Consider the following 25,476-nt stretch of genomic DNA (forward strand, 5'->3'; position numbering starts at 1 on the left):
AAACGAGTTCCAATTTTTAAATCGATTCAAAAAAATGCGAAACTTTCCGCTGTGAGAAAAGTGCCTGAAACAATCAGTTTCAGGCACTCGGAATTATTGAGACCTTAGTCTCAATAATTAGTCTTGGAACTTCGAAGAAGTTCACTGACGTCCGTACTCACTTAAGGAAAGTTTTTAATATGACTTTGTCTTAAATCTGAAAAGCCGGATTACTCCGGCTCTTTTTCTTATTTATTCACGTTTTCCCATTTCCAGTTTTGAACTTCTGGAATGTCGTCTCCGTTTTCACGGATGTAGTCATGGTGGAAGGCGATTGTTTCATCCATTTGAGCTGCGAATTCAGCTGCTTCTGCTCCAAGAGCTGCATTAGCTGCATCTTGTGCCAAGTGGAAGCGATCCAACTCAGACATCACACGCATATCAAATGGTGTGGTGATATCCCCGTTTTCACGGTAACCATGTACACGAAGGTTATGGTTGTGACGGTTGAAGAAGATATCACGGATCATGCCTTCGTAACCATGGAAGGCAAAGATGACTGGTTTATCAGTTGTGAAGACTTTGTCAAATTCTTCATCTGAAAGCCCACGCGCATCAACGGATGGGTGACGCAATTTCAAGATGTCGATAACGTTGACAAAGCGGATCTTCAATTCTGGGAAGGCTTTGTGCAAGATTGTAATAGCAGCAAGAGCTTCTAAGTTTGGCTCTGTACCTGCAGCAGCAATAACAAGATCTGGCTCTTCATCTGCTGAAACAGTTGATGCCCAATCGATCACCTTGTATCCTTCACGAACCAATTCTTCTGCTTCAGCTGCTGAGTAGAATTGAGGACGTGGGTGTTTAGAAGAAACGATCAAGTTGATCATATTTTCTGCCTTGAAGGCTTCATCCATTACCGCAAGCAAGCTATTGGTATCTGCTGGCAAGTACTCACGGATATATTCAGGAGTTTTCTCAGCCAAGTGAGTCAAGATACCTGGATCTTGGTGAGTGTAACCATTGTGGTCTTGTTGGAAGACAGTTGAAGTTGCAATCAAGTTCAAGGCTGGGTAGTTTTTACGCCATGTTGTATGGGTCTTAGACTTACGCAACCATTTGAAGTGTTGAGTGATCATAGAATCCACAACACGAAGGAAGGATTCGTAAGAAGCGAAGAATCCATGACGACCTGTCAAGACATATCCTTCAAGCATTCCTTCTGCTTGGTGCTCTGACAATTGAGAGTCAATGACACGACCAGCAGGGCTCAATGCTTCATCGTAGTCTGGTTTCATACGTCCTAACCATTGACGGCTTGTACGAGTGAAGACTTCTTGAAGACGGTTTGATTTGGTTTCGTCTGGACCAAAGATACGGAAGTTATCTGGGTTCGCATCTACCAAGTCTGCCGCATACTTACCAAATTCGATCATGTCTTGAGCCATGATTTCACCTGGTGTGTTAAATTGAAGAGCATGTTTCTTCCAATCAGCTGTGTTCATTGGTTTGATCACACCAGCATTTGTGATTGGGTTCATCGCCATGCGACGGTCACCTTTTGGTGCAATTTCAGCAATTTCGGGAACTAGTTTACCAGTTTCGTCGAACAATTCAGCTGGACGGTAAGATTCCAACCATGAAAGAAGAGCATCGACATGCTCCATGTGGTGAGCATCTACTGGGATTGGAACTTGGTGCGCACGGAATCCACCCTCGATTGGTGTTCCTTCCCATGCTTTTGGACCAGTCCAACCTTTAGGAATACGAGCAATCAAGACAGGGTAAACTGGTTGAGTTGCTTCTTCAGCAGAACCTTTACGAGCTTCTGCTTGGACTTTCTTGATTTCTTCAATTGCTTCATCCAATTTTTCAGCGAACAAAGCGTGGGCAGCTTCATGGTCTTCTGAAATTGCAGTGACATTCGCAAAGATTGGGTTCCAACCAAGACCTTCAAAGAAGAGGGCCAATTCTTCGTCTGTTTTGCGTTCGAAGATGGTTGGGTTGTGGATCTTCCCACCATTGAGGTAGAAGATTGGAAGGATAGCCCCATCGTTGACTGGGTTCAAGAAGGTATTTGACAACCAACCAGCCATCAATGGACCTGTTTCTCCTTCACCGTCACCGATAACTGTGGCAGCAATCACATCTGGATTATCCAATACAGCACCTGCAGCGTGAGAAAGGGCATAACCAAGCTCTCCCCCTTCATGGATAGATCCTGGTGTTTCAGGCGCCGCATGAGAAGCGATTCCTCCTGGGAATGAGAAGATCTTACACAAGTGTTTGAAACCTTCTTCATTTTGTGGGATGTTTGGATTCAATTCAGTATAAGAACCATCTAAGTAAGAGTTCGATACCATTACTTGTCCACCGTGACCTGGTCCTTCAATGTAGAACATATCCAAGTCGTATTTGTTGATGGTACGGTTCAAGTGAGCATAGATAAAGTTTTGCCCTGGTACAGTTCCCCAGTGTCCGATTGGGTGAGCCTTCAAGTCGTTTTCAACGACTTCGCGCTTCAACAACGGGTTATCTTTTAAGTACATTTGAGCAGCTGAAATGTAGTTGGCTGCACGCCACCAAGCGTCTACTTTATCCAAGTAAGCTTTGCTGTTATAATCGACAGTCATCTTGTCTCCTCACAATTTCTAGACAGGTCTGTTGAACAACCTGTTCGTTTGATCAATAGTTTAAACAATCTGTTTTCACGACAAACAGATGATATTGAAGAAAATATTCAATATTACTTCTATTCTATCAAGAATTTCCCTTTTTGTACATCAGAAAGCAAGAAAAATATTCTTTGAACGTCAAATTTTAATTTCCCACTAAAGTGGTTCCATTCCCTACAGGGATAGGTTTTAAAAAAAGACTTTGCTGATTTTTGCAAACGAGCAAAGTCCCAAATGAAATGGAGGAGGTTAAATGACTTTTTGACCTTTCTTGTAGACATCTGTCACTAGATTTGTCGCAAAGAAATAGAAGAGATAATCTAGATTTGGTGCATCAAAGATGGTAATGTCAGCCTGTTTGCCAACATCGAAAGAGCCGATTGTTTTAGCACGATCTACTGAATAGGCTGCATTGATGGTCACTGCATTGAGAATTTCTACTGGAGTTAGGCGCATCATGAAGCAACCCAGATGCATGGCAAACTGGAGATTGGCTGTCGGACAAGACCCTGGGTTGCTGTCCGTTGTTAGGGTAATGGCCATCCCAGCGTCCAACATCTTACGAGCCGGTGCATAGGTATCTTCCATGAGGCTGAAGGTTGTAGCAGGCAAGAGATTGCCGATAACTTTGGCTTTTGCTAGTTTTTGAATGCCTTCATCCGTAATCACCATCAAGTGTTCTGCGCTGGTAGATTCTAATTCAGCCGCCACGTCAACACCACCAATGGATTCGATCTCATCCGCATGAATCCGCAGTTTGAAGCCCATTTCCTTGGCTTTAGAAAGAAGATAGCGAGATTCATCTGCTGTAAAGACACCTTTTTCACAGAAGATATCACAGAACTCAGCTAGTTTTTCTTCCTTCACTTTCGGAAGCATTTGTTCCACAATGAGATCTAAATATTCTTGGGAACGGCCCTTGTACTCTGTGGGAATCGCATGGGCTGCCATAAAGGTTGATACCAAGTCTATTTGATGATCACGGTCCAGTGCAGCCACAACATCCAACTGGCGTTTTTCAGTTTCCCAATCCAAACCATAGCCACTCTTGGCTTCGACAGTAGTCACCCCATGACGCAACATGTAATCCAACAGTCGTTTGGACTTGTCATAGAGATTTTCAAAAGAAGCTTCCCGTGTCGCCCGAACCGTGCTCAGAATTCCACCGCCTTGGGCGAGGATGTCTAAGTAAGAAACACCCGCTAATTTTTTCGCAAATTCATGTTCACGACTACCTCCATAGACCAAGTGGGTATGGCAGTCAATCAGGCCAGGAGTCGCAACTTTTCCTTCACAGGATTTCACTTCCGTATGGTCATCAATCAGTTCTGGATCTGGTTGACCTGTCCCAACTGCAAGAATCTTTCCATCTTTAATGGCGATATAAGCATCTGAAAGAATTTTTGCTTCTGCCATCTCCTTGCCATAGAGAGGATGACCTAGATCATTCGGACAAAACAATTGGTTAAAGTGGGTTAATAGGATATCAGCAGACATATGAAACATTCCTTTCTATTTCCCTTGTTATTCATTTTACAATTCTACAGGAAAAGCGTCAAAAAAAAGTCAAAAAGTTTTTCCCTCATTTTTTTTGCTTTATTAAAAATTATATTTTTTTTTGACTCTTTATTGACGTTTCTTCGATACAATAAAGAAAATATAAATTCACAGTCCAACTATAAGGAGGGTTCTGCTATGTCATTTATAGACGAGAAAGAAATTGTAGCTGCTATGTCTGTCAAACTTGACTTTGATGTCCTACCTGAAAAGGCGACTTTTCAAGAAGGCATCCGTCGTGCACCTGATAGAGGCTTCCGCTTAACGCAAGCTCAGACTGAAATTGCCCTTAAAAACGCTTTGCGTTACATTCCTAAAAAATTCCATCAAGAGTTGATCCCAGAATTTTTGGAAGAACTAAAAACTCGCGGTCGGATCTATGGCTATCGCTTCCGTCCAAAAGATCGCATCTATGGAAAACCAATTGATGAGTACAAAGGAAAATGCACAGCTGCTAAGGCTATGCAGGTCATGATCGACAACAACTTAAGCTTTGAAATTGCCCTTTATCCATATGAATTGGTCACTTATGGGGAAACAGGATCTGTCTGTGCCAACTGGATGCAATACAACTTGATCAAGAAATACTTGGAAGTCATGACAGAAGACCAAACCTTGGTGGTTGAATCGGGTCACCCTCTAGGCCTCTTCAAATCGAAACCAGAAGCTCCTCGTGTCGTCATTACCAACGGTCTCTTGATCGGTGAGTATGACAACATGCGCGACTGGGAAATTGCTGAAGAAATGGGTGTTACCAACTACGGTCAGATGACGGCTGGTGGCTGGATGTACATCGGTCCTCAAGGGATCGTTCACGGTACTTTCAACACCCTTCTCAATGCCGGTCGTCTCAAACTCGGTGTGCCTGATGATGGCGACTTGACCGGTAAACTCTTTATTTCATCTGGTCTCGGTGGAATGAGCGGAGCTCAAGGGAAAGCAGCTGAAATCGCAAAAGCGGTTGCCATCGTTGCAGAAGTGGACCGCTCTCGGATCGAAACTCGTCACTCTCAAGGCTGGATTAGCCAAGTGACAGACAGTGCCGAAGAAGCTGTGAAATTAGCTCAAGCAGCACTGGAAGCTGGTGAATCAACTTCGATTGCCTACCATGGAAATATCGTAGACTTGCTCGAATATGTCAACGAACACCAAGTTCATGTTCACCTCTTGTCTGACCAAACCTCTTGCCACAACGTCTATGATGGTGGCTATTGCCCAGTTGGGATCAGCTTTGAAGAACGGACACGTTTGTTGGCAGAAGACAAAGAAACCTTCCATCGCTTGGTCGATGAAACCTTGGCTCGTCACTTTGCAGTGATTAAAGCTTTGACGGCTAAAGGTACCTACTTCTTCGACTACGGTAATGCCTTCATGAAATCTGTTTACGACTCAGGCATCAAGGAAATTTCTAAGAATGGATTGGATGACAAGGACGGCTTCATTTGGCCATCTTATGTAGAAGATATCATGGGACCTATGCTCTTTGACTATGGATACGGTCCATTCCGTTGGGTCTGCCTCAGCGGTAAACACGAAGACTTGATTGCAACTGACCATGCAGCTATGGAAGCGATCGATCCAACTCGTCGCTACCAAGACCGCGACAATTACAACTGGATTCGCGATGCGGAAAAGAACCAATTAGTCGTTGGTACACAAGCTCGTATCCTCTATCAAGATTGCATGGGCCGTGTCAACATTGCTTTGAAATTCAATGAACTCATTCGCCAAGGTAAGATCGGACCGGTCATGATCGGACGTGACCACCACGACGTATCTGGTACAGATGCTCCATTCCGTGAAACATCAAACATCAAAGATGGTTCGAACGTTACTTGTGATATGGCGGTTCAATGTTACGCTGGTAACGCTGCTCGCGGTATGAGTCTCGTTGCTCTCCACAACGGTGGTGGTACTGGTATTGGTAAAGCTATCAACGGTGGATTTGGACTCGTCCTAGACGGTAGCCACCGGATCGACGAAATCATCAAATCTGCCATTGCCTGGGATACCATGGGCGGAGTTGCTCGTCGGAACTGGGCACGGAATAACCATGCCATTGAAACAGCGATCGAGTACAACCGTCTCCATGCAGGAACAGACCACATCACCATTCCTTATCTGGCAGATGAAGATTTGGTCAAAGAAGCCGTTCAAAAATTGTTTTAACATCAAAAAATAAAAACTGAGAAAGGGGAGGAAAATACAAAGACTTCTCCTCCCCACCTTCTCCTATAAAAAGAGGTAATCATATGGCAAAAATTGTTGAGTGTATTCCAAACTTCTCTGAAGGACGCAATCAGGCTGTGATCGACGGATTAGCCGCAACAGCAAAAAGTATTCCAGGTGTCACTTTACTCGACTACTCGTCTGATGCCAGTCACAATCGCAGCGTCTTTACACTCGTTGGGGATGAAGAAAGCATTCAAGAAGTGGCTTTCCAATTGGTGAAATACGCTTCTGAAAACATTGATATGACCAAGCACGAAGGCGAACACCCTCGTATGGGGGCAACAGACGTTTGTCCATTCGTTCCGGTTAAAGATATCACTACAGCTGAATGCGTTGAGATTGCTAACAAAGTGGCTGAACGCATCAATCGTGAATTAGGTATTCCAATCTTCCTTTACGAAGATGCTGCAACTCGTCCAGAACGGAAGAACTTGGCCAAAGTGCGTAAAGGACAATTTGAAGGAATGCCAGAAAAATTGTTGGAAGAAGACTGGAAGCCAGACTACGGTGAACGCAAGATTCACCCAACTGCAGGGGTTACAGCTGTCGGTGTCCGTATGCCACTCGTTGCCTTCAATATCAACCTTGATACAGACGACCTAGAGATTGCCAATAAGATTTCTAAAATCATTCGTGGATCAAGCGGTGGATACAAATACTGTAAAGCGATCGGTGTCATGCTAGAAGATCGCAACATCGCCCAAGTCTCCATCAACATGGTCAACTTGGAACAATTCCCATTGTATCGTGTCGTTGAAACCGTTCGTTTCGAAGCGCAACGCTATGGTGTTCGCATCATCGGAACAGAACTCATTGGACTGGCTCCTGCTAAGGCTTTGATCGACTCTGCTGAATACTACTTACAATTAGAAGACTTTGACTACAGCAAACAAGTCTTGGAAAATCACTTGTTGGGTTAGAAAGGGAGTTCTATGAAACTAGTTGACTTAAGTATTACGGAGTTTGCCAAGGTTCTTGGTTCAGATGCTCCAGCTCCAGGTGGTGGTTCTGCTGCTGCTCTATCCGCTGCAAATGGGATTTCCCTTACAAAAATGGTCTGTGAACTGACCATTGGAAAGAAAAAATACGCAGAATTTGAAGACCACATCAAAGCGGTTCATGAAAAAAGCGCTCAACTCCAAGACCAATTACTAGAAGCCATCGACAAGGATACAGAAGCCTTCAACGTCGTATCAGCTGTCTTTGATCTTCCAAAAGAAACGGAAGAAGAGAAAGCTGCTCGTCGTGAAGCCATGCAAAAAGCTTTGAAACATGCGACAGTATCTCCTTTCTCTATGATGGAGCTCATCGTTGAAGCTCTTGAAACCACCAAAGAAACTGTTGGCAAGTCCAACACCAATGCGGCTAGTGACCTAGGGGTAGCTGCTCTGAATCTTAAAGCTGGCCTTCAAGGGGCTTGGCTCAATGTCTTGATCAACATTTCAGGAATCAAGGACCAAGACTTCGTTCAAGAATACCACGGCAAGGGACTCAAACTCCTCCAAACCGGTTCTGATCTTGCAGATAATATTTACCAAACCATTTTAGAAAGTCTATCTTAAACCTAGCAAATAAAAATAAAGAAAGAAGGGATTCTATGGTTTTATCGGATATTGAAATTGCCAATTCTGTCCAAATGAAGCCCATCACCGATATCGCTGCTGAACTTGGATTGACCGAAGACGATATTTCGCTCTACGGAAAATACAAGGCAAAAATTGATAGCAACCAACTGGAACAACTCAAGGATAAGGAAGATGGAAAGCTGATCCTCGTGACAGCCATCTCTCCAACACCTGCTGGAGAAGGAAAGACAACCACCTCTGTTGGCTTGGTCGATGCTCTTTCAGCGATTGGTGAAAAAGCCGTCATTGCCCTGCGCGAACCTTCTCTTGGCCCTGTTTTTGGGATCAAGGGTGGAGCTGCCGGTGGCGGGTACGCCCAAGTGGTTCCAATGGAAGATATCAACCTTCACTTTACCGGAGACTTCCATGCCATTGGGATTGCCAACAACCTCCTTGCAGCCTTGATTGACAACCATATCCATCACGGCAATGAGTTGGGCATCGATTCTCGTCGCATTACCTGGAAACGGGTGGTCGATATGAACGACCGTCAGCTCCGTCATATTGTCGATGGCCTTCAAGGAAAAACAAACGGGGTTCCTCGTGAAGATGGCTTTGACATCACCGTGGCTTCTGAAATCATGGCCATTCTCTGTCTATCAGAAAATATCCTTGATCTTAAAGAACGTCTTGATCGCATCATTATCGGGTACAACTACCAAGGACAACCGGTCACAGCCAAAGACCTCAAGGCTGGAGGGGCCATGGCAGCTGTCCTCAAAGATGCCATCCATCCAAATTTGGTGCAAACCTTGGAACATACTCCTGCCATCATCCACGGCGGACCATTTGCCAATATCGCCCACGGCTGTAACAGTGTGCTGGCTACTAAACTAGCCCTCAAATATGCAGACTATGTCGTGACAGAAGCTGGTTTTGGAGCAGACCTCGGTGCTGAAAAATTCATCGATATCAAGTGCCGCATGGCCGGCCTCAAACCTGCTGCCGTTGTCCTCGTCACAACCATCCGTGCCCTCAAGATGCATGGTGGAGTTGCCAAAGCAGACTTAGCTACTGAAAATGTCCAAGCCGTTATCGATGGTCTACCAAACCTAGACAAACACTTGGCCAACATCCAAGAAGTCTATGGACTACCTGTGGTCGTTGCCATCAACAAATTCCCACTGGATACAGAAGCCGAACTAGAAGCTGTCTATGAATCTTGTAAGAAACGCAATGTAGATGTGGTCATTTCAGATATCTGGGCACATGGTGGAGCTGGTGGTCGTGACTTGGCTGAAAAAGTCATTCAACTGGCTCAAGAAGAAAACCACTTCTCTTATGTCTATGACGAAGAAGATAGCATTGAAACAAAATTGACCAAGATCGTCACAAAAGTCTATGGTGGTAAAGGCATCAGCTTAACACCAGCAGCCAAACGCGAACTGAAAGAATTAGAAGCTCTTGGCTTCTCGAACTACCCAATCTGTATGGCCAAAACCCAATATTCCTTCTCAGACGATGCGAAGAAGATGGGAGCACCAAAAGATTTCACAGTTAAAATCAGTAACCTTAAGGTGGCTGCCGGAGCTGGCTTCATCGTAGCTCTCACTGGTACCATTATGACCATGCCTGGCCTACCTAAAGTTCCTGCCAGTGAAAAGATTGATATCGATGCCCACGGCAATATCACTGGTCTCTTTTAAGAAAGAAGGCGTCCTATGGTGACTCTCCTTCATCTTACCCCCGCAGATTATCAAATTTCTACCTGGTCCGGTGGCCAAACCACCCAACTCTTTCTCTCCCCAGAGGGAGGAAGCTATCCAGATCGGACCTTTGACTTCCGCCTCTCTACTGCAACGGTAGAGGTTGAAAAAAGTAACTTTACCGATCTCACCGGCTACCACCGAATCTTGATGCCCTTGAATGCCTCCATTAGGCTCACCCATCACCATAAAGAAGTGGTTTTGAACCCCTTTCAAAGCTACTTCTTTGATGGGGGAGATCCTGTATCTAGCCAAGGGACTTGTCAAGACTTTAATTTGATTTACAAACCTTCTTATCAGGGGCATATGAGTGCTATATCCCCAAAAGAGAGTGTCAAAAGTCAGAGTCGCTATCAATTGATCTATGCTCTCTGTCCACTAACACTCGAATGGGGAACCAATCATTCTCAAACCCTCCAAACTCACGAGCTCCTGGTGATCGAACAAGCATCTCCTCTTCAAGAGATGACAATCACGTTTTTACCCCATCAGTCTGGGGAGCAACCGATTGCTATCTGGACTGGACTACAATAATGTTCACAAAGGAGAAACATTATGAACGGAGCACATAAACAGTCGATTGAGGAACAAGAAAAAGCGAAATTCAGCTTCAGCGGTGCCACTCTTTACGGTATCAACGCCGTAATCGGATCTGGTATCTTCCTCCTCCCTCAAAAAATTTATTCTGGCCTCGGACCAGCTTCTCTAGCTGTCATGTTCGGGGTTGCCATTCTCGTCATGCTACTATCAGCCTGTCTGGCTGAAACAGCTGGCTACTTCGACAAAAACGGTGGAGCCATGCAATACTCAAAAGCCGCTTTCGGAGACTTCGTTGGCTTTAACGTTGGGATTCTCGGTTGGGCCGTTACTGTTATCGCTTGGGCTGCCATGTTAGCCGGCTTTGCTAAGATCTTCATCATCACCTTCCCAGCATTTGAAGGCTACAACCTTCCGATCAGTATCGGTATGCTGATTCTCTTGAGTCTGATGAACATTGCCGGTCTGAAAACCTCTAAGATGTTTACTCTGACAGCTACTGTTGCAAAATTAATTCCAATTGTCCTCTTCTCGCTCTTTGCCATCTTCTTCATTTCTGGTGGCGTGAGCAAGGGCAACTTCACACCTTTCCTTCAATTGGAAAGTGGAACAAGCCTCTTCAGTTCTATTTCTAGTACAGCCGTCTACATCTTCTACGGTTTCATCGGATTTGAAACCATGTCTATCGTTGCAGGGGAAATGCGCAACCCTGAAAAGAACGTTCCCCGCGCTATTCTAGGTTCTATCAGTATTGTATCTGTTCTCTACATGTTGATCATCGCAGGAACAATCGCCATGCTTGGTGGTCGCATTATGCAAACCGGTGCACCAGTACAAGATGCATTTGTCGAAATGATTGGCCCTATCGGAGCTCCACTCGTTTCTTACGGAGCCCTTATTTCAATCGCCGGTCTAAACATCGGTGAATCCATCATGGTTCCTCGTTTTGGTGCCGCATTAGCAACTGAAAAACTCTTGCCAGAAGGGCTTGGAAAAACAAACTCTAAGAATGCCCCTGTCATTGCCATTATCATCTCTGGTATCTTCGCTTTCTTACTCTTGTTATCTGGCTCTTTCGAATCATTAGCAACCTTCAGTGTTGTCTTCCGTTTCTTCCAATACATTCCAACTGCTTTGGCAGCCATCAAACTCAGAAAAATGTACCCAGACAAAAAGGTTACCTTCCGAGTACCATTTGGTCCCGTTATCCCAGTTCTAGCCGTTGTGATCAGTATCTTGATGATTGCAGGGGACAACCTAATGAACTTTGTTTGGGGGGCCATCGGTCTCGTGATTGCAAGTGGACTTTACTTTGTTTTCCACGGCGATAAACTACATAAATCGAAAACCCTTCCTCACTAATTTTCTTTACACAGTAGATGGGAACAGAGACGGGAGCGAAGCTCAGTTTTGCTCCCTAACCCATCTAGGACTCCACGAATGTCAAACCTGAGCCCTTTTCTCTAAGACTCTTCTCAAATTTCTTAAGATCAATAGACAATGGGCTCATGTTTGGTATTCAAACTGAAGTAAACACATCTACTTCCCCAGAACAACTATTCATAATCGGAGGTTTTATATGACTCAATTGATTCATTTAGATGGCAATAGCTTAACACTCGAAGAAGTCATCGCTGTAGCTCGGCACGGTGCCCAATGTGAGCTTGATGAACAAGCCAAAGAAGCCGTTATCGCATCCCGTAAAATCGTTGATGACATTGTCCGGGAAAAACGAGTCGTCTATGGTGTAACCACTGGCTTTGGTTCCCTCTGTAATGTCAGCATCTCTCCAGAAGATACTGTTCAACTGCAAGAAAACCTGATCCGAACTCACTCATCTGGCTTCGGTGATCCACTTCCTGAAGATGCCGTTCGTGCCATCATGCTGATCCGTATCAACTCACTCTTGAAAGGTTATTCTGGCATTCGTCTATCAACCGTTGAAAAACTGTTAGAATTGCTCAACAAAGGAGTCACTCCTTATATCCCTGAAAAAGGCTCTCTCGGAGCTTCTGGAGACTTAGCACCACTTGCTCATATGGTTTTACCAATGTTGGGTCTTGGACGCGCCTACTACAAAGGAGAACTTCTCAGTGGTCAAGAAGCCTTAGATCGTGCTGGAATTGAAAAGATCCAATTAGCTGCCAAAGAAGGGCTTGCCCTGATCAATGGCACGACTGTCCTAACCGGTATCGGTGCTCTTGCGACTTATGATGGTATCCAATTGCTCAAACTCTCTGATATCGCTGGTGCTCTCTCAATGGAAGTTCACAATGGAATTACCAGTCCATTCGAAGAAGACCTTCATTCCATCCGCCCACAAAGTGGACAATTGGCAACTGCTCGCAACATCCGTAACCTTCTTGAAGGAAGCAAGAATACCACTGTTGCGACTCAACAACGGGTACAAGATCCTTATACACTTCGCTGTATCCCTCAAATCCATGGAGCCAGCAAGGATTCTATTGCTTACGTAAAAGAAAAAGTTGAAATCGAAATCAACTCTGTCACAGATAACCCAATCATTACCAAAGAAGGACACGTCATCTCAGGAGGTAACTTCCACGGTGAACCAATGGCGCAACCATTTGACTTCTTAGGCATTGCCCTTTCTGAAATTGGGAACGTATCTGAACGTCGGGTGGAACGCTTGGTCAACAGCCAACTCAGTAAATTACCATCCTTCTTGGTCAAACACCCTGGACTCAACTCAGGCTTCATGATTACCCAGTATGCTTGTGCATCCCTTGCATCGGAAAATAAAATTTTGGCTCACCCTGCTAGTGTCGATTCTATTCCATCTTGTGAAAACCAAGAAGATTTCGTCAGCATGGGAACGACTGCCGCTCGTAAAGCAGCAGAAATTCTTAAAAACTCCCGTCGCATCGTTGCTACTGAAATCATGGCAGCTTGCCAAGCCTTGGATCTCAAGCCAGAAAATCATGAACTTGGTAAAGGTACAAAACCAGCTTATGAGCTGATTCGTCAAAAACTGAACTTCATTGAATTTGACAAAGATATCGAAATCTTTGAAGAACTTAATAAAGCATCTGCTGTTGTCGAAAGCGAAGAATTCTTAGCAACCATCGAAAAAGCAGTTGACTTAAGCATTCAATACTGATACAGTAAGAATAAAGCAAAACAGAGGCTGGCGATCTTCTCAGCCTCTGCATGCTTTCAGAAAAATAAGGGAGGCGACAAGCTTGCTCACAAACTACTATCCAATGACCTACAGCTACTACCAAGGTAGCATCGAGGACAATCCCTACACGGCCAAATGGGGAATGGTCACCAAATTTTTAGACCTAAACGACGAGACCCTCACTCCATTTGAGGGGATGACCTTTGGGATCATCGGCTTTAAGAGCGACAAAGGAGTCTATATCAACAATGGGCGTGTAGGAGCGGTCGAGGGTCCTACAGCCATCCGTTCTCAAATCGCTAAACTTCCATGGCACTGGGGAACCAATGTGACAGTGTATGATGTGGGAAATATTGACGGGCCCAACCATTCACTAGAAGAACTCCAAGAAAGTCTCTCACAAGCGATCCAGCGCATGTACCAATTAGGGATCCAACCCATTGTCCTAGGAGGCGGTCACGGAACTGCTTACGGCCACTATCTAGGGATTCAATCCAGTTTAGAAAAAGATGAACAACTGGCTGTGATCAATCTGGATGCCCACTTTGATTTGCGGCCTTACGACCAAACCGGTCCCAACTCTGGAACAGGTTTTCGTCAAATGGCTGATCATGCGAAAGAAAAAGGTCAGGACTTCCCTTACCTCATCCTGGGGATCCAAGAGCACAATAATAACCTCTTCCTCTTTAATTACGTTGCTAAAACACCAAGTATTGATTTCTTAACCGGGCAAGACCTCTTCCAGATGAGCCACCAAGCCATTCTGGATCGAATCGATCAATTTTTAGAAAATCAAACCGCGATCTATCTGTCTATTGATATGGATTGCTTTGCGGTCGGCTCTGCTCCTGGTGTTAGTGCCATCCAATCACTTGGTGTCGATCCTAAACTAGCCCTCCTGCTTCTCCAACACATTGCTGCCAGTGGCAAACTAGTCGGATTTGATGTCGTGGAAGTTTCTCCTCCTCATGACATTGACAACCATACTTCAAACCTTGCTGCGACCTTTATCTTTTACTTGACCCAAATATTGGCGCAACAAAAACTGAACTAGGAAGATTTCTACACACATAAAAAGCATAGAAACACCCATTACTAGGGTATTTCTATGCTTTTTCTTCATTTTCAGACACAACGATTTTTGCCTGAAAAGAGGACAGGCCACTTAGCCTTCTCTTATGATTTAGACAAGAGACACTACAGGTCTTTTAATTTCTTAAGAAACTGACGATCTCTGTAAGGATTCAAGTGTTGCTCTGCTACCTTCTTGTAGTAATTCTTATCTTCTTTCAAGAAGGTACTCAAGGCAGGAGCGAGCTCTTCTCCTTTCCCCTTTTGATCAGATAAGTAAGCTAATAGATAATGAACCATTCCCTTATCCCGAGAATTGGCAGATTGTTTCATCGTCCTTTCTTTTCGAGCCAGATAATCCGCAACCTTCTCCTGATCCCCTTGCTGACAAGCAATCAAGGATTGGTAAAATTCGAGCAATTCTTCCTTCCAAGGGAAACGAACACTGGACAAAATCTTCTGAGCTCTGTCAAAACAGAGGCGAGCTTGAATCAAATCTCCCTTCCAATAATAGGCGATCCCAAGATCAATATCAAAGACGACACGGACAGAATCAACAGCTTGATCTCCCATCAAACGCAGAACCTCTTCTAAGTGGGTGACCGCTACTTGGAAATGGCCTCTCACTTGCTCGATTTCAGCGAGATAGGCCAAAGAAGCCGCAATTTGAATGGCATACTTGGTCTGCATGCTATTGGTCAAACTAAAGCAATCAATGGAGCGATACAGATGCCGAGTCGCCTGCTCCTCATCCCCAACCATCAGGTGATACAAGCCTTTCAAACGCAACTGGATCGCGATGACCTCATGATTATTAGCTTGGATGGCATCTTCCAAAGCCAAATCTGTATAATAAGCCATCTCAGAGATATTTTCCGTTTGAATGCAATAATAAATGATTTGCCGATAACCCTCTAAGAGGAAGTCGGATTGCTTGAGTTCCCGCGCATAGGAGATGACTTTTTGGATATCATGAATCCCCTTTTGATACTCCCCACTTCGAATAAAATAGCGACCTTCTAGGTACAAGTAACGCAGTTGTAAATGCTTGTATTCTCTATCTCTTTGGTGCCTTGAAAAGAGGTTATCTAATTCTTGGCGTATACGGGATAGCTCTCCAAAAATGTCCAAACGGCTATTTGTACCATCTGATAGGAACCCCTCATCTACCTTGGAATAAATCGGAAACAGTTCATGCTCCAGCTGAAGGATTTCTTCTAAGTAGGTCAACTCAAAAGATAAGGAGCGCAAGAGATTTAGCGATTGCTTATATTGGTAGGCAATTTCCTTATAAAGAAGAAGGTCCGTCGAATCTTCTAAGCTTTCTTCCAATTTTTGCGCAATTTGTTGGTGGAAGAGCCGCCGTCTAGCTGGCGAAAGAAGATGGTAAAAGTACATAGCTACCAATTGCTTGCAGAATTGAACCAAGAGAGCCTCGTCTTCTTCTACGATTGAGACGATCGCTCTTTCAGATAAAGGCTCGATTAATTCAGTCAAAACAGGAAGCTCTGTAGCCGTCAATTCTGCCAAGATAGACAGAGAAATTGGCTTATGAAAACAAGATAGGTAGTGTAGAAGAGCTTCTTCTTCACTGCTCATATCCCCAAGTTCCTGAGAAAGATAGGCTTGAATGATATCAGGCAAGGGTTCTAAATTTTCATTTTCTTTCCACTCTTCGATATAGCTGGACAGTAAGAACGGACTGCCTTCACTCCATTCGACCATCTGCTCCATCACTGCCGGCTCTATTGCTCCCAGTTCCCCTTTCAAGAGAGCACGACTTTCACTTGGATCAAAATTGGTCAACTCTAGTTGGGACAAGCGTTTCTCTACCTTCAATCTCCCCAAGAAGTTGACGAAAGAAGCTGGCAGAGGCTCTTCAGCTGTAAAAATCAGTTGCCATTTCTCCTGGTTTCTTCTCTCCTCTAGTTGTTTCACTTTTTCTAGAGACACTGCATCGATCCACTGGGCATTTTCAAGCAGAATCAGGAGCGGTTTTTCTTTGCTAAGGATCTGAAGCTGATTCCATACCGAAATGAGATCATCCTCCTCTTCCAGAAGGGAAATCCCCATCTCATCCCCCAGTTTCTCTAGAGCTTGTCTGAGATCATTCCAGGTGCTTCCTTCGTAGCGTTGACTAGTAGCTTTTCCTTCCGCCTTGATAAAGTTAAAACTGCGATTGGACATCAAGACCAACTGCCGCAACAGACGTTTCTTACCTGTTCCAGATTGCCCCATCACGAGAAAAGGACCTACCGCCTCACCCGTCTCGACTAAGGAAAGGTATTCCTCGAGTTGCGAGAGTTCTTGTTTCCGACCAAAGAAGGAAAGTTCACGAATATTCAAGCGATTGGTCAGTTTATGAGTTCGTTTGGCTTCCAAAACCGAGTGATAAAGTTCCTCAATCGCTCGACTGGGACGCACACTGAGCTCGCGATCCAATAAATCGACTAGCTTATAATAGGTCTCAAAAAATTTTCCTAGCTGATGATGAAAGCTATAATATTCCATCAAGAGCTGGTAGTTTTTCTCTTCAAATTCATCCAGCTCTACCAAATGATGGAGCAAGAGTTCTATACTAGAGTCTCCAAAACCGACCTGCTCAATTTTTTGATAGCAACTTTCGACATAGAGCTTCCTATAAGCATCTCGTTTGCGAGAAGCCCACTGATCAAAGTCTTCATCATCCTTAACATAGAAGCCCTCTAGAAAGTCTCCCCGATAGAGATCCAAGGCACTTAGTGGGTCTCTTTCAAAGAGCTGAACATCCAAAGAAAGACTCAACTCAGGATTAAGAGCCAAACTGCTTCGGCTTGGTGAGACAATGATATCTCCTTCAAAGATTTTATTGGCTTGGTAAACCGTATTCCGTAAGTTTTTGCGAGCCACTTGGTTTTCCTTATCTCCCCAAAGGATACCGGCTATTTCATCACGGTTAACTTGCCCCATGACTGCCAAGTAATAAAGCAAGGCCTCCATCTTCGAGAAAGAAAATCGAATATCTTTCTGATTGAAAACAACCTTAGGGGGTCCAAATAACTTTAACGTGAGATCTTTCTTCATTGCAAGCGCCTCCAAAAACTTCATATTAATACTATAAAAAAAAAGTTGGCTTTTAGCAAGTAATTTATCCAAATAAAAAGAGACTGAGAACGATTCTTTCTCAATCTCTACACTTCCTACTAAAAGTGTTGATTAATTCACTTCAAAATTCGGTTGATGAGCAAATAAATCCTTTGTCGCTTGGTAGACGTGGTAAGCGACATCTTCATTGTTCATGGTGTAAAGATGGACACCTGCCACATCTTGAGTAACCAAATCAACGATTTGATCGACTGCATAAGCCAAGCCAGCTGCGCGAAGAGACTTTGGATCATGCTCATACTTGTCTAGAATGGCTTTAAACTTCCGTGGGATATGAACATTTTCACAAGTCTTAAGGAGACGAAGGGCCTGATTGCGATTGAGAATCGGCATCACTCCTGCATGAATAGGAACATTGATCCCAGCCAAGGTACACTTATCCTGAAAATCATAGAAACGCTCATTGTCAAAGAAAAGTTGAGTGACCAAGCTAGAGCACCCTGCATCTACCTTCTTTTTAAGATTTTGAATATCTGAAATTTGGTTTGGAGAATCTGGGTGTCCCTCAGGATAGCAAGCACCAATTACCTCAAAATGGGGAGCTTCTGTTTTGATAAATTCAATCAGATCCGTTGCATAACGAAAGTCTTTTAAAGGTTCCACACCAGGGATAATATCCCCACGAAGAGCCAAAATCCGATGAACCCCTACTTCATCTAACTCATGAAGAGTATCGGCCACTTTTTCCTTGCTCAAATAGACGGCTGGCAAGTGAGCAATCGTCGGAATAGACAATTCATTTTGAATGTAATTGGCTAAAGCAACCGTCGTCTCTTTGATATTGTATTTATTATTGCTAGCGGTCACACTAATAAAGTGAGGAGCTAGCTCCTGCATATTTGCCAAGGCACGTAAGAGTTTGGCATTGCCTACTTCAGGATTTGGAGGAAAAACTTCAAATGACAGAGACGGTGTGTGTTGTGACATATTCTATCCTTTTCTTTTGTTTCTTTGATCAAGAACTCTGAGCCACTATTTCTAGGATAAGGGAACGATTCGAAAACCCTCTACACGATGATAGAAGGTCCTCGAAACAGTTCTTACAAGTGTTCACGCGCTTCTTTAGCGGCATTAACGAGTTTGATCAAGCTTTCTTTTGTTTCTTTAATTCCACGAGTCTTCAAACCACAGTCAGGGTTGATCCAAACTTTGCCACTTGGTACTTTGGCCAAGATTGCTTCAATAGTGTGATCGATTTCACCGTCTTGTGGGACACGTGGTGAGTGGATATCGTAAACCCCAGGTCCAACTTCTGTTTGGAAGTTTTTGGCTTTCAACTCATCCAAGATTTCAAGGTTTGAACGGCTAGCTTCAAATGAGATGACGTCTGCATCCAAGTTGTCGATAGCTGGGATGATATCTGTAAATTCTGAGTAACACATGTGAGTGTGGATTTGTGTGTCTGGTGCAACAGTTGAGTGTACCAAACGGAAGGCTGGAATCGCCCAGTCAAGGTAGTCTTCGTACCAGTCGCTACGACGGAGTGGCAATTTTTCACGAAGAGCAGCCTCGTCGATTTGGATGATCTTCACGCCTGCAGCTTCAAGGTCAAGAACTTCATCCTTGATGGCAAGAGCGATTTGAAGAGTAGAATCCTTGATAGAGATATCTTCACGTGGGAATGACCAGTTAAGGATGGTAACAGGTCCAGTCAACATCCCTTTAACAGGTTTGTCCGTACGACTTTGTGCGTAGCTAGACCATTTCACAGTGATTGGGTTGAGACGAGTCACATCACCCCAGATGATTGGTGGTTTCACCCCACGCATACCGTATGATTGTACCCAACCGTTTTTAGAGAAGAGGTAACCAGACAAGTTTTGACCGAAGTACTCAACCATGTCGTTCCGCTCAAATTCACCGTGTACAAGTACGTCAAATCCAACTTCTTCTTGCCATTTGATCCATTCGTCGATCGTTTCAGCAAGGAAGGCATCGTATTCTTCTTGTGTCAATTCACCCTTACGGAAGGCCAAACGTTTAGCACGAACTTCCTTGGTTTGAGGGAATGAACCAATGGTAGTTGTTGGAAGTGCTGGAAGCTTGAAGGCTTCTTTTTGGATTTCTTCACGTTCTGCGAAAGCTGGCAAACGAGTATAGTCTGCTTCTGTCAAAGCTGCGATGCGAGCATGAAGTTCAGCATTTGCTCCAACGCGTTCTGTTGCAAAGAGTTCTTTGTTGGCAGCAAGAGCTTCTGCCCCTTGACCATTGCGGATGGCATCCAAGTCACGCAATTCACCCAATTTTTCAACTGCAAAGGCGAAATGGTTCAAAATAGCTGGTTCAAAATCTTCGTTAGCCGTTGTAAATGGCACATGAAGAAGGGAGCAAGAAGTCGTCAAGACAACCTTTTCAGCTGGAACTTGATCCAAGATTTCCAAGCTCTTTTCATAGTTGTTGCGCCAGATGTTCTTCCCATTGACAATACCTGCATATAGAGTCTTATCAGCTGGGAAGCCACCTTTCACCAATTCAAGTGTTTTCTTGCCTTCAACAAAGTCAAGACCGATACCATCTACTGGCAAGTTTACAAGGTCATTGTAGACATCACGAACATCACCAAAGTAAGTTTGGATCAAGACTTCAAGACCTTTCTTGTCAGCCAAGAGTTTGTTGTAGAGGTTCAAGAAGAGAGCTTTTTCTTCGGCTGTCAAATCTTTAACAAGAGCTGGCTCATCGAGTTGAATACGAGTAGCACCAAGCTCAGCCAATTTGGCAAAGACTTCTTGGTAAGCAGCAACCAAGCTGTCGACGAAGTCTTCAGCTTTCACACCATCTTCAAAGTCAGATAATTGAAGGAAAGTGAATGGTCCAACCACTACTGGACGAGTGTTGATCCCCAATTCTTTGGCTTCTTGGTACTCATCAAAAATCTTGTGACCAGCCAATTTCACTTCTGTTGTTTTTTCAAATTTAGGAACGATGTAATGGTAGTTGGTGTTGAACCATTTTTTCATTGGAAGGGCACGCACATCCCCTTTTTCACCTTGGTAACCACGCGCCAAAGCGAAGTATTGTTCAAGGTCTGTCAAATCCAAGTTTTGAACAGATGCAGGCACGACGTTGAAAAGGAAGGCCGCATCAAGGAAATTGTCGTAGTGTGAGAAGTCATTTGAAGGAATCTCTGAGATACCTTGTTCTTTAACAATGTTCCAGTGTTTTGCACGCAAGTCTTTAGCAGCTGCCAAGAGCTCGTCTGCTGAGATTTCTTTTCTAAAGTATTTTTCAGTTGTAAATTTTAATTCACGGAATTCACCCAAACGTGGGAAACCGATAATTGTAGTTGACATGTTGTGTCCTCCAAAAATTCTAATTGACACTATCATATCAGAAGAAAGCCGTCTTGTATAATTGCTTTTACACGAATTTTGATATAGCCAAAAACTATAACACAGATTTAATGGGCCTTGAGAGCAGAAATCAAAATCAAAAACTAGGACTTCTTATAAATATTTCCTATAGCCCAAGCATCCCCAAAACCATTTTTGAGCGGATTTTGAGCGGATTCTACTAGAAAAACAGCCCCTAAAAATAAAGCAGGCCTTCTCTGCTGAGAAAGACCTGTGCAAGCATAAACAAATTGCTTCTGTTTACAAATCTAAGAAATTCTATAAAAATGTATTCGTTAGAATGATTCTATCATCTAGTGAAACTTTCCGCCGTGAGAAAAGTGCTAGAAACACTATTGTTTCTAGCACTCGGAATTATTGAGACCTAAGGCTCAATAATTAGTCTTGGAACTTCGTAGAAGTTCGCTGACGTCCGTCCTCACCTAAGGAAAGTTTTTTAAATAACGTCGTTCCTAATCCGACAGTCCTTCTCAACTGAGAAGGACCTGTTTCTACGAGGAAGTAATTTCCTCTATTTTTCTTACTTTTATTAGGCTAATTTGACACAGAAGGCATCCCAAGGGGCTAACTTGCCTGATTCGAGGACTTGCTCTACCTTGGTATTGGCAATGAGAACCTCTTCAACCCCATTGACGAGCGGTAAGTCTTGCTCTTGACTGGAGAGATTGACAACCACCAAATAGGCGTGCTCTCCTTCTACCCGCTTGTAGGCAAAAACCTTGTCTGCTGCGTCCACCAATTCATAATCGGCTGTCACAAGCCAAGGGTACTCTTTTCTCAAAGCAATGAGGGCTTGGTAGGTATAGAAAATTGAGTCTGGATCTGCTAGGGCAGCCTCCACATTGATCTCTTTGTAGTTTGGGTTGACCGCAAGCCATGGATGACCTGTCGTAAAGCCAGCTTCTGCTTCATCATTCCACTGCATCGGTGTCCGGGCATTGTCCCGACCAATATGGCGGATTTGATCCATGATCACTTCGAGCGGCACGCCTTTTTCTAAGGCTTCATGAGCATAATTGATCGACTCGATATCTTCTACGTCCTCAAGGCTCTTAAATGGAAAATTGGTCATCCCGATTTCTTCCCCTTGATAGATATAAGGAGTTCCCTTCATCAAGTGAAGCAGAATCGCTAAAGCCTTGGCAGATTTGACACGGTAGTCGCCATCATCCCCCCAAGTTGACACAATCCGTGGCAAATCGTGGTTGTTCCAAAAGAGGGAATTCCAGCCTTCCTCTTCTCCTAATTCCGTCTGCCACTTGGTGAAAATTTCCTTCAATTTAGGCACATCCAATTCCTTCGCATAGTGCCATTTTGGTTGACCCGGTTGGTATTGAAGACCAATGTGTTCAAATTGGAAGACCATGGACAATTCTTGATTTTTCGGATTGGAGTATTGCTTGGCAATCTCTGGAGTCGCTCCCCAAGTTTCTCCTACTGTGAGTAGATCCTTATCGCCAAAGGTCGCTTGATTCATTTCCTTCAAGTAAGGATGGAGCATGGGACCATTGCTGATGATTTCCTGATCTGGGATCTTACCGATCATATCGATCACATCCATACGGAAACCACCAATTCCCTTGTCAATCCAGAAATTCATCATGTCATAGATCTGATGACGGAGCTCCTCATTTTCCCAGTTAAGGTCTGGTTGCTTCTTGCTAAAGTTATGCAGGTAGTATTGACCTGAAGCTTCATCGAACTCCCAAGCGGAGCCACTAAAAGCAGAAATAATGCCATTGGGCTCATCGCGCCAAATATAGAAATCCCGCTTTGGACTGTCTGGGTTTTCACGCGCCTCGATAAACCAAGCATGCTCATCAGAGGTATGGTTGACCACCAAGTCCATGATGATTTTGATCTTGCGTTTCTGACCTTCTGCGATCAATTCTTCCATATCTTCCATGGTACCAAAGATGGAGGCCATATCCTCGTAATCCGAGATGTCATAGCCGTTATCATCCATGGGACTCTTGTAGACTGGTGAGAGCCAGATGGCTGTAATCCCTAGCTTTTCCAGATAGTCTAGCTTGCTCGTGATCCCCTTGAGATCCCCGATGCCATCGCCATTACTATCCTTGAAACTTTTTGGATAAACTTGGTAAATTACGGCATTGTGCCACCATTTTTGTTCCATTTTTTCTTCTCCTTTATGATTGTGAAATCACTTTCATCATACAAAAATAGGGGTGAAATTGCAAGAATTTACAAGTCTTCATTCTCTTCACTGGAATAAATCACTTCAAAGAGACGTTGGCGCAAGCCTTCCTCTAAAGGCGTGATGACCTTCATCAACTGTTTCCAATCCTTGGCTCTTGAACAAGCCACAAATAATTCGTTTTTCCTATCGTAGGCCAGGTTGGCAGATTTTAAGAGTTCAAACATCCGATCTTCTTTAGCAATCGGATGCGATTGCAGCTCACCCATCGCAATTTCCTGACTTTGATTGTCCACTATGATAGGGTCCGTCTCAAAGGTATGGAGCAAGAAACGGTGCTGTCTCTTTTCAGGAAGCAAGGCAATCTCACCTGTCAAATCCAGCCTAATCTTTCTTTCATCCCAATCGACTGTTAGGCGGGTTTCAACCTTGCTAGCTCCTTCACCTTCGACGAGTACGAAAGAACGATTGTCACCTGGGAAGAGATGCCAGTCCAGCATTTCTGGAAGGTCCACTCCTGTCTGTGGTTGGGAATCCATAGGGATGATGGCTCCTGCACGAGCAAAGACTGGAATATCTTGGCTGGTCCTAAAGACCGTGAGCTTGCCTCTTCCTTCATACTTCCAATCATGGAAGAAATCGTACCAAACGCCGTCTGGGAACCAAACGCTCACAGAAGCACTATGAAAGACCGGATCCAACGCTTCGGTAATTGGCGCCACCATGAGTTCACTGCCAAAGAAATATTGATTTTTCGCTTCATAAGCCTCTTCTTCATTTGGATAGTGGTAATAAAGGGGTTGAACCAAAGGCAGCCCTTCTTCGTGCGTTGCCACATTCATGGTGTAGAGATAAGGCAGTAGGCCATGGCGCAGGCGCAAATACTGCTTCATCAAGCGACAGGTCTCTGGAGAGTAAAACCACGGTTCCTTGCTGTTAAAGGCATTACAAGAACTATGAAGACGATTGATCGGGCTAAAGACCCCAAACTGCAACCAGCGAAGAGCCAAGTCTTCATCATAGTAGCCCCGCATATGGCCACCGATATCATGACTCCACCAGGTGTAGCCGATATTGGAAGCTGTGCTGGTAAAATAGGGTTGAAAGGCTAGGGATTCCCAAGTCACAATAGTGTCCCCTGAAAAACCAATCGGATACCGATGGCTGCCGGGACCCCCATATCGTGATAAGATGAGACCAGCTTGGCCTTTTCGGCAATTGTCTAGATAATGATAGTGATTTAACAACCAAAGGGGATCCATCTTGCCATGACTACCTTGCTGCCAATCAATCCACCAAAAGTCCACTCCTTGTTCTTCCAAAGGATGGTGGACATCTTCGAAATAAGCTTCGCGAAAGGCTGGACTATAAAAGTCAAAGCTAGCCGCTTCTTCTTTTTCAGCATCCAGTCCCAAGCGTTTTGCGACCATGGGATAAGCATCTTCGAAGGCGCGAATTCCATCTGCCGGATGGACATTTAAGGTTACCTTTAAACCACGCTCATGCAGGCCATTTAAGAAGGCAACTGGATCAGGAATCAAATCCCGGTTCCAACTATAGCCAGTCCAACCACTTCCAAAGCGAGCAGGAATCGCCGTCTTGTGCCAGTCCATATCGATCACACTGACTGCAAGAGGCACCCCTTCTGCTTTGAACCGATCCATCAAATCTGTATACTCCTGACTGGTATAAGGCCAATAGCGACTCCACCAGTTTCCCAGAGCATAACGTGGCAAGAGTGGGGGCTGTCCTGTCAGATGGTAAAAATCTTTTAAGGCGCCTAGATAATCGCGCCCATAACCGAAGAAATACAGATCCACTTCTGGATAGGGCCGTGCTCTAAAACCGCTTTCGTCATCATACAAATAGGAAGCGGAATCGTCTAAAAGAGCATAACCGGCCTTGCTCAAGATCCCATCTTGCAACTCCATAGCCCCATCGACCTCGTCAAGCGTCCGACTGGTCCCCTTTAAGGTCTCCGGCTGATCTCCATAATGCCACCGGCTCCCATAGACTGCATACTGACCCTTGAGTTCGATAAAAAGCCGATCCGGGGCAAAAGGTCCTTTTTCAAAATGGAGGTGGAGATGCTCTGTATGAAGATCGAGAACAGCTTCTGTCTCTACGACCTCACAGGCAAGTTGTACAAAATCTCGATTTTGTACAACTTGCGTCTGACCATCTTCAAAAACACCATCTTCAGAGTATTCCAAGCGCACCAAAGATTCCGTTAATACGGATATCCGATAGTTTTCTCCCTCTATGACTGGTCCTGCCATTTGTCTGTCCTCCTCTTTTTA

Annotated in this window: 15 protein-coding genes; 8 read left to right on the forward strand and 7 right to left on the reverse strand. The window is 44.3% G+C overall.

All coding sequences use genetic code 11. The annotated features are described in order from the left end of the window. Positions 1–227: 227 nt before the first annotated feature. Both HMPREF2832_RS00625 and hutI read right to left on the reverse strand, forming a co-directional pair. Positions 228–2,612 (reverse strand): phosphoketolase family protein, encoded by a 2,385-nt coding sequence (locus HMPREF2832_RS00625; protein WP_070505249.1) that lies wholly within the window; start codon positions 2,610–2,612, stop codon positions 228–230. A gap of 291 nt (positions 2,613–2,903) precedes the next feature. Beyond that, positions 2,904–4,151, reverse strand: a complete 1,248-nt coding sequence (hutI, locus tag HMPREF2832_RS00630) for an imidazolonepropionase (protein WP_070505250.1) — start codon at positions 4,149–4,151, stop codon at positions 2,904–2,906. 198 nt (positions 4,152–4,349) lie between these two features. Here hutI and HMPREF2832_RS00635 point away from each other — a divergent pair, with 198 nt between their 5' ends. From HMPREF2832_RS00635 to hutG, 8 genes are all read left to right on the forward strand, one after another. Further along, positions 4,350–6,380 (forward strand): urocanate hydratase, encoded by a 2,031-nt coding sequence (locus HMPREF2832_RS00635; protein ID WP_070505251.1) that lies wholly within the window; start codon positions 4,350–4,352, stop codon positions 6,378–6,380. Positions 6,381–6,463: 83 nt separating this feature from the next. Next, complete coding sequence (gene ftcD, locus HMPREF2832_RS00640) at positions 6,464–7,363, forward strand: glutamate formimidoyltransferase (protein WP_003008641.1); 900 nt, start codon at positions 6,464–6,466, stop codon at positions 7,361–7,363. 12 nt (positions 7,364–7,375) lie between these two features. After that, positions 7,376–8,005: a cyclodeaminase/cyclohydrolase family protein gene (locus HMPREF2832_RS00645; RefSeq protein ID WP_070505252.1), complete on the forward strand. Its 630-nt coding sequence runs from the start codon at positions 7,376–7,378 to the stop codon at positions 8,003–8,005. A gap of 35 nt (positions 8,006–8,040) precedes the next feature. Continuing rightward, positions 8,041–9,714 (forward strand): formate--tetrahydrofolate ligase, encoded by a 1,674-nt coding sequence (locus HMPREF2832_RS00650; protein ID WP_070505253.1) that lies wholly within the window; start codon positions 8,041–8,043, stop codon positions 9,712–9,714. A 15-nt stretch (positions 9,715–9,729) separates the two neighbouring features. Beyond that, entirely contained in the window at positions 9,730–10,308 is a 579-nt protein-coding gene (locus tag HMPREF2832_RS00655) for a HutD/Ves family protein (protein WP_003013270.1), read from the forward strand. 21 nt (positions 10,309–10,329) lie between these two features. Continuing rightward, positions 10,330–11,673 (forward strand): APC family permease, encoded by a 1,344-nt coding sequence (locus HMPREF2832_RS00660; protein WP_070505254.1) that lies wholly within the window; start codon positions 10,330–10,332, stop codon positions 11,671–11,673. Positions 11,674–11,890: 217 nt separating this feature from the next. Then, positions 11,891–13,432, forward strand: a complete 1,542-nt coding sequence (hutH, locus tag HMPREF2832_RS00665; protein ID WP_003008651.1) for a histidine ammonia-lyase — start codon at positions 11,891–11,893, stop codon at positions 13,430–13,432. A gap of 82 nt (positions 13,433–13,514) precedes the next feature. Next, entirely contained in the window at positions 13,515–14,507 is a 993-nt protein-coding gene (hutG, locus tag HMPREF2832_RS00670; RefSeq protein ID WP_003008653.1) for a formimidoylglutamase, read from the forward strand. A gap of 143 nt (positions 14,508–14,650) precedes the next feature. Here the strand turns inward: hutG and HMPREF2832_RS00675 are convergent, their stop codons facing one another. The 5 genes from HMPREF2832_RS00675 to HMPREF2832_RS00695 all read right to left on the reverse strand — a co-directional run bounded on the left by HMPREF2832_RS00675 (position 14,651) and on the right by HMPREF2832_RS00695 (position 25,455). Next, positions 14,651–17,587 carry an ATP-binding protein gene (locus HMPREF2832_RS00675; RefSeq protein ID WP_070505255.1) on the reverse strand — a complete coding sequence of 979 codons (2,937 nt, stop codon included), beginning with the start codon at positions 17,585–17,587 and terminating at the stop codon, positions 14,651–14,653. Between the two features lie 132 nt (positions 17,588–17,719). Beyond that, a complete protein-coding gene (gene metF / locus HMPREF2832_RS00680) occupies positions 17,720–18,595 on the reverse strand; it encodes a methylenetetrahydrofolate reductase [NAD(P)H] (RefSeq protein WP_049486236.1) in 876 nt (291 codons plus the stop codon). 113 nt (positions 18,596–18,708) lie between these two features. After that, positions 18,709–20,958: a 5-methyltetrahydropteroyltriglutamate--homocysteine S-methyltransferase gene (gene metE / locus HMPREF2832_RS00685; RefSeq protein ID WP_049497962.1), complete on the reverse strand. Its 2,250-nt coding sequence runs from the start codon at positions 20,956–20,958 to the stop codon at positions 18,709–18,711. A 589-nt stretch (positions 20,959–21,547) separates the two neighbouring features. Beyond that, a complete protein-coding gene (locus HMPREF2832_RS00690) occupies positions 21,548–23,155 on the reverse strand; it encodes an alpha-glucosidase (RefSeq protein WP_070505256.1) in 1,608 nt (535 codons plus the stop codon). A 68-nt stretch (positions 23,156–23,223) separates the two neighbouring features. After that, positions 23,224–25,455, reverse strand: a complete 2,232-nt coding sequence (locus HMPREF2832_RS00695) for a glycoside hydrolase family 31 protein (RefSeq protein ID WP_070505257.1) — start codon at positions 25,453–25,455, stop codon at positions 23,224–23,226. Between the last annotated feature and the right edge of the window lie 21 nt (positions 25,456–25,476).

This window comes from Streptococcus sp. HMSC073D05, assembly GCF_001812015.1.
Lineage (GTDB): Bacteria > Bacillota > Bacilli > Lactobacillales > Streptococcaceae > Streptococcus > Streptococcus parasanguinis_D.

What these genes read in the sequence shown, in the direction of transcription:
- HMPREF2832_RS00625 (WP_070505249.1), bottom strand. Translation starts at nt 2,612, where the DNA reads ATGACTGTCGATTATAACAGCAAAGCTTACTTGGATAAAGTAGACGCT.
- hutI (WP_070505250.1), bottom strand. Translation starts at nt 4,151, where the DNA reads ATGTCTGCTGATATCCTATTAACCCACTTTAACCAATTGTTTTGTCCG.
- HMPREF2832_RS00635 (WP_070505251.1), top strand. Translation starts at nt 4,350, where the DNA reads ATGTCATTTATAGACGAGAAAGAAATTGTAGCTGCTATGTCTGTCAAA.
- ftcD (WP_003008641.1), top strand. Translation starts at nt 6,464, where the DNA reads ATGGCAAAAATTGTTGAGTGTATTCCAAACTTCTCTGAAGGACGCAAT.
- HMPREF2832_RS00645 (WP_070505252.1), top strand. Translation starts at nt 7,376, where the DNA reads ATGAAACTAGTTGACTTAAGTATTACGGAGTTTGCCAAGGTTCTTGGT.
- HMPREF2832_RS00650 (WP_070505253.1), top strand. Translation starts at nt 8,041, where the DNA reads ATGGTTTTATCGGATATTGAAATTGCCAATTCTGTCCAAATGAAGCCC.
- HMPREF2832_RS00655 (WP_003013270.1), top strand. Translation starts at nt 9,730, where the DNA reads ATGGTGACTCTCCTTCATCTTACCCCCGCAGATTATCAAATTTCTACC.
- HMPREF2832_RS00660 (WP_070505254.1), top strand. Translation starts at nt 10,330, where the DNA reads ATGAACGGAGCACATAAACAGTCGATTGAGGAACAAGAAAAAGCGAAA.
- hutH (WP_003008651.1), top strand. Translation starts at nt 11,891, where the DNA reads ATGACTCAATTGATTCATTTAGATGGCAATAGCTTAACACTCGAAGAA.
- HMPREF2832_RS00675 (WP_070505255.1), bottom strand. Translation starts at nt 17,587, where the DNA reads ATGAAGAAAGATCTCACGTTAAAGTTATTTGGACCCCCTAAGGTTGTT.
- metF (WP_049486236.1), bottom strand. Translation starts at nt 18,595, where the DNA reads ATGTCACAACACACACCGTCTCTGTCATTTGAAGTTTTTCCTCCAAAT.
- metE (WP_049497962.1), bottom strand. Translation starts at nt 20,958, where the DNA reads ATGTCAACTACAATTATCGGTTTCCCACGTTTGGGTGAATTCCGTGAA.
- HMPREF2832_RS00690 (WP_070505256.1), bottom strand. Translation starts at nt 23,155, where the DNA reads ATGGAACAAAAATGGTGGCACAATGCCGTAATTTACCAAGTTTATCCA.
- HMPREF2832_RS00695 (WP_070505257.1), bottom strand. Translation starts at nt 25,455, where the DNA reads ATGGCAGGACCAGTCATAGAGGGAGAAAACTATCGGATATCCGTATTA.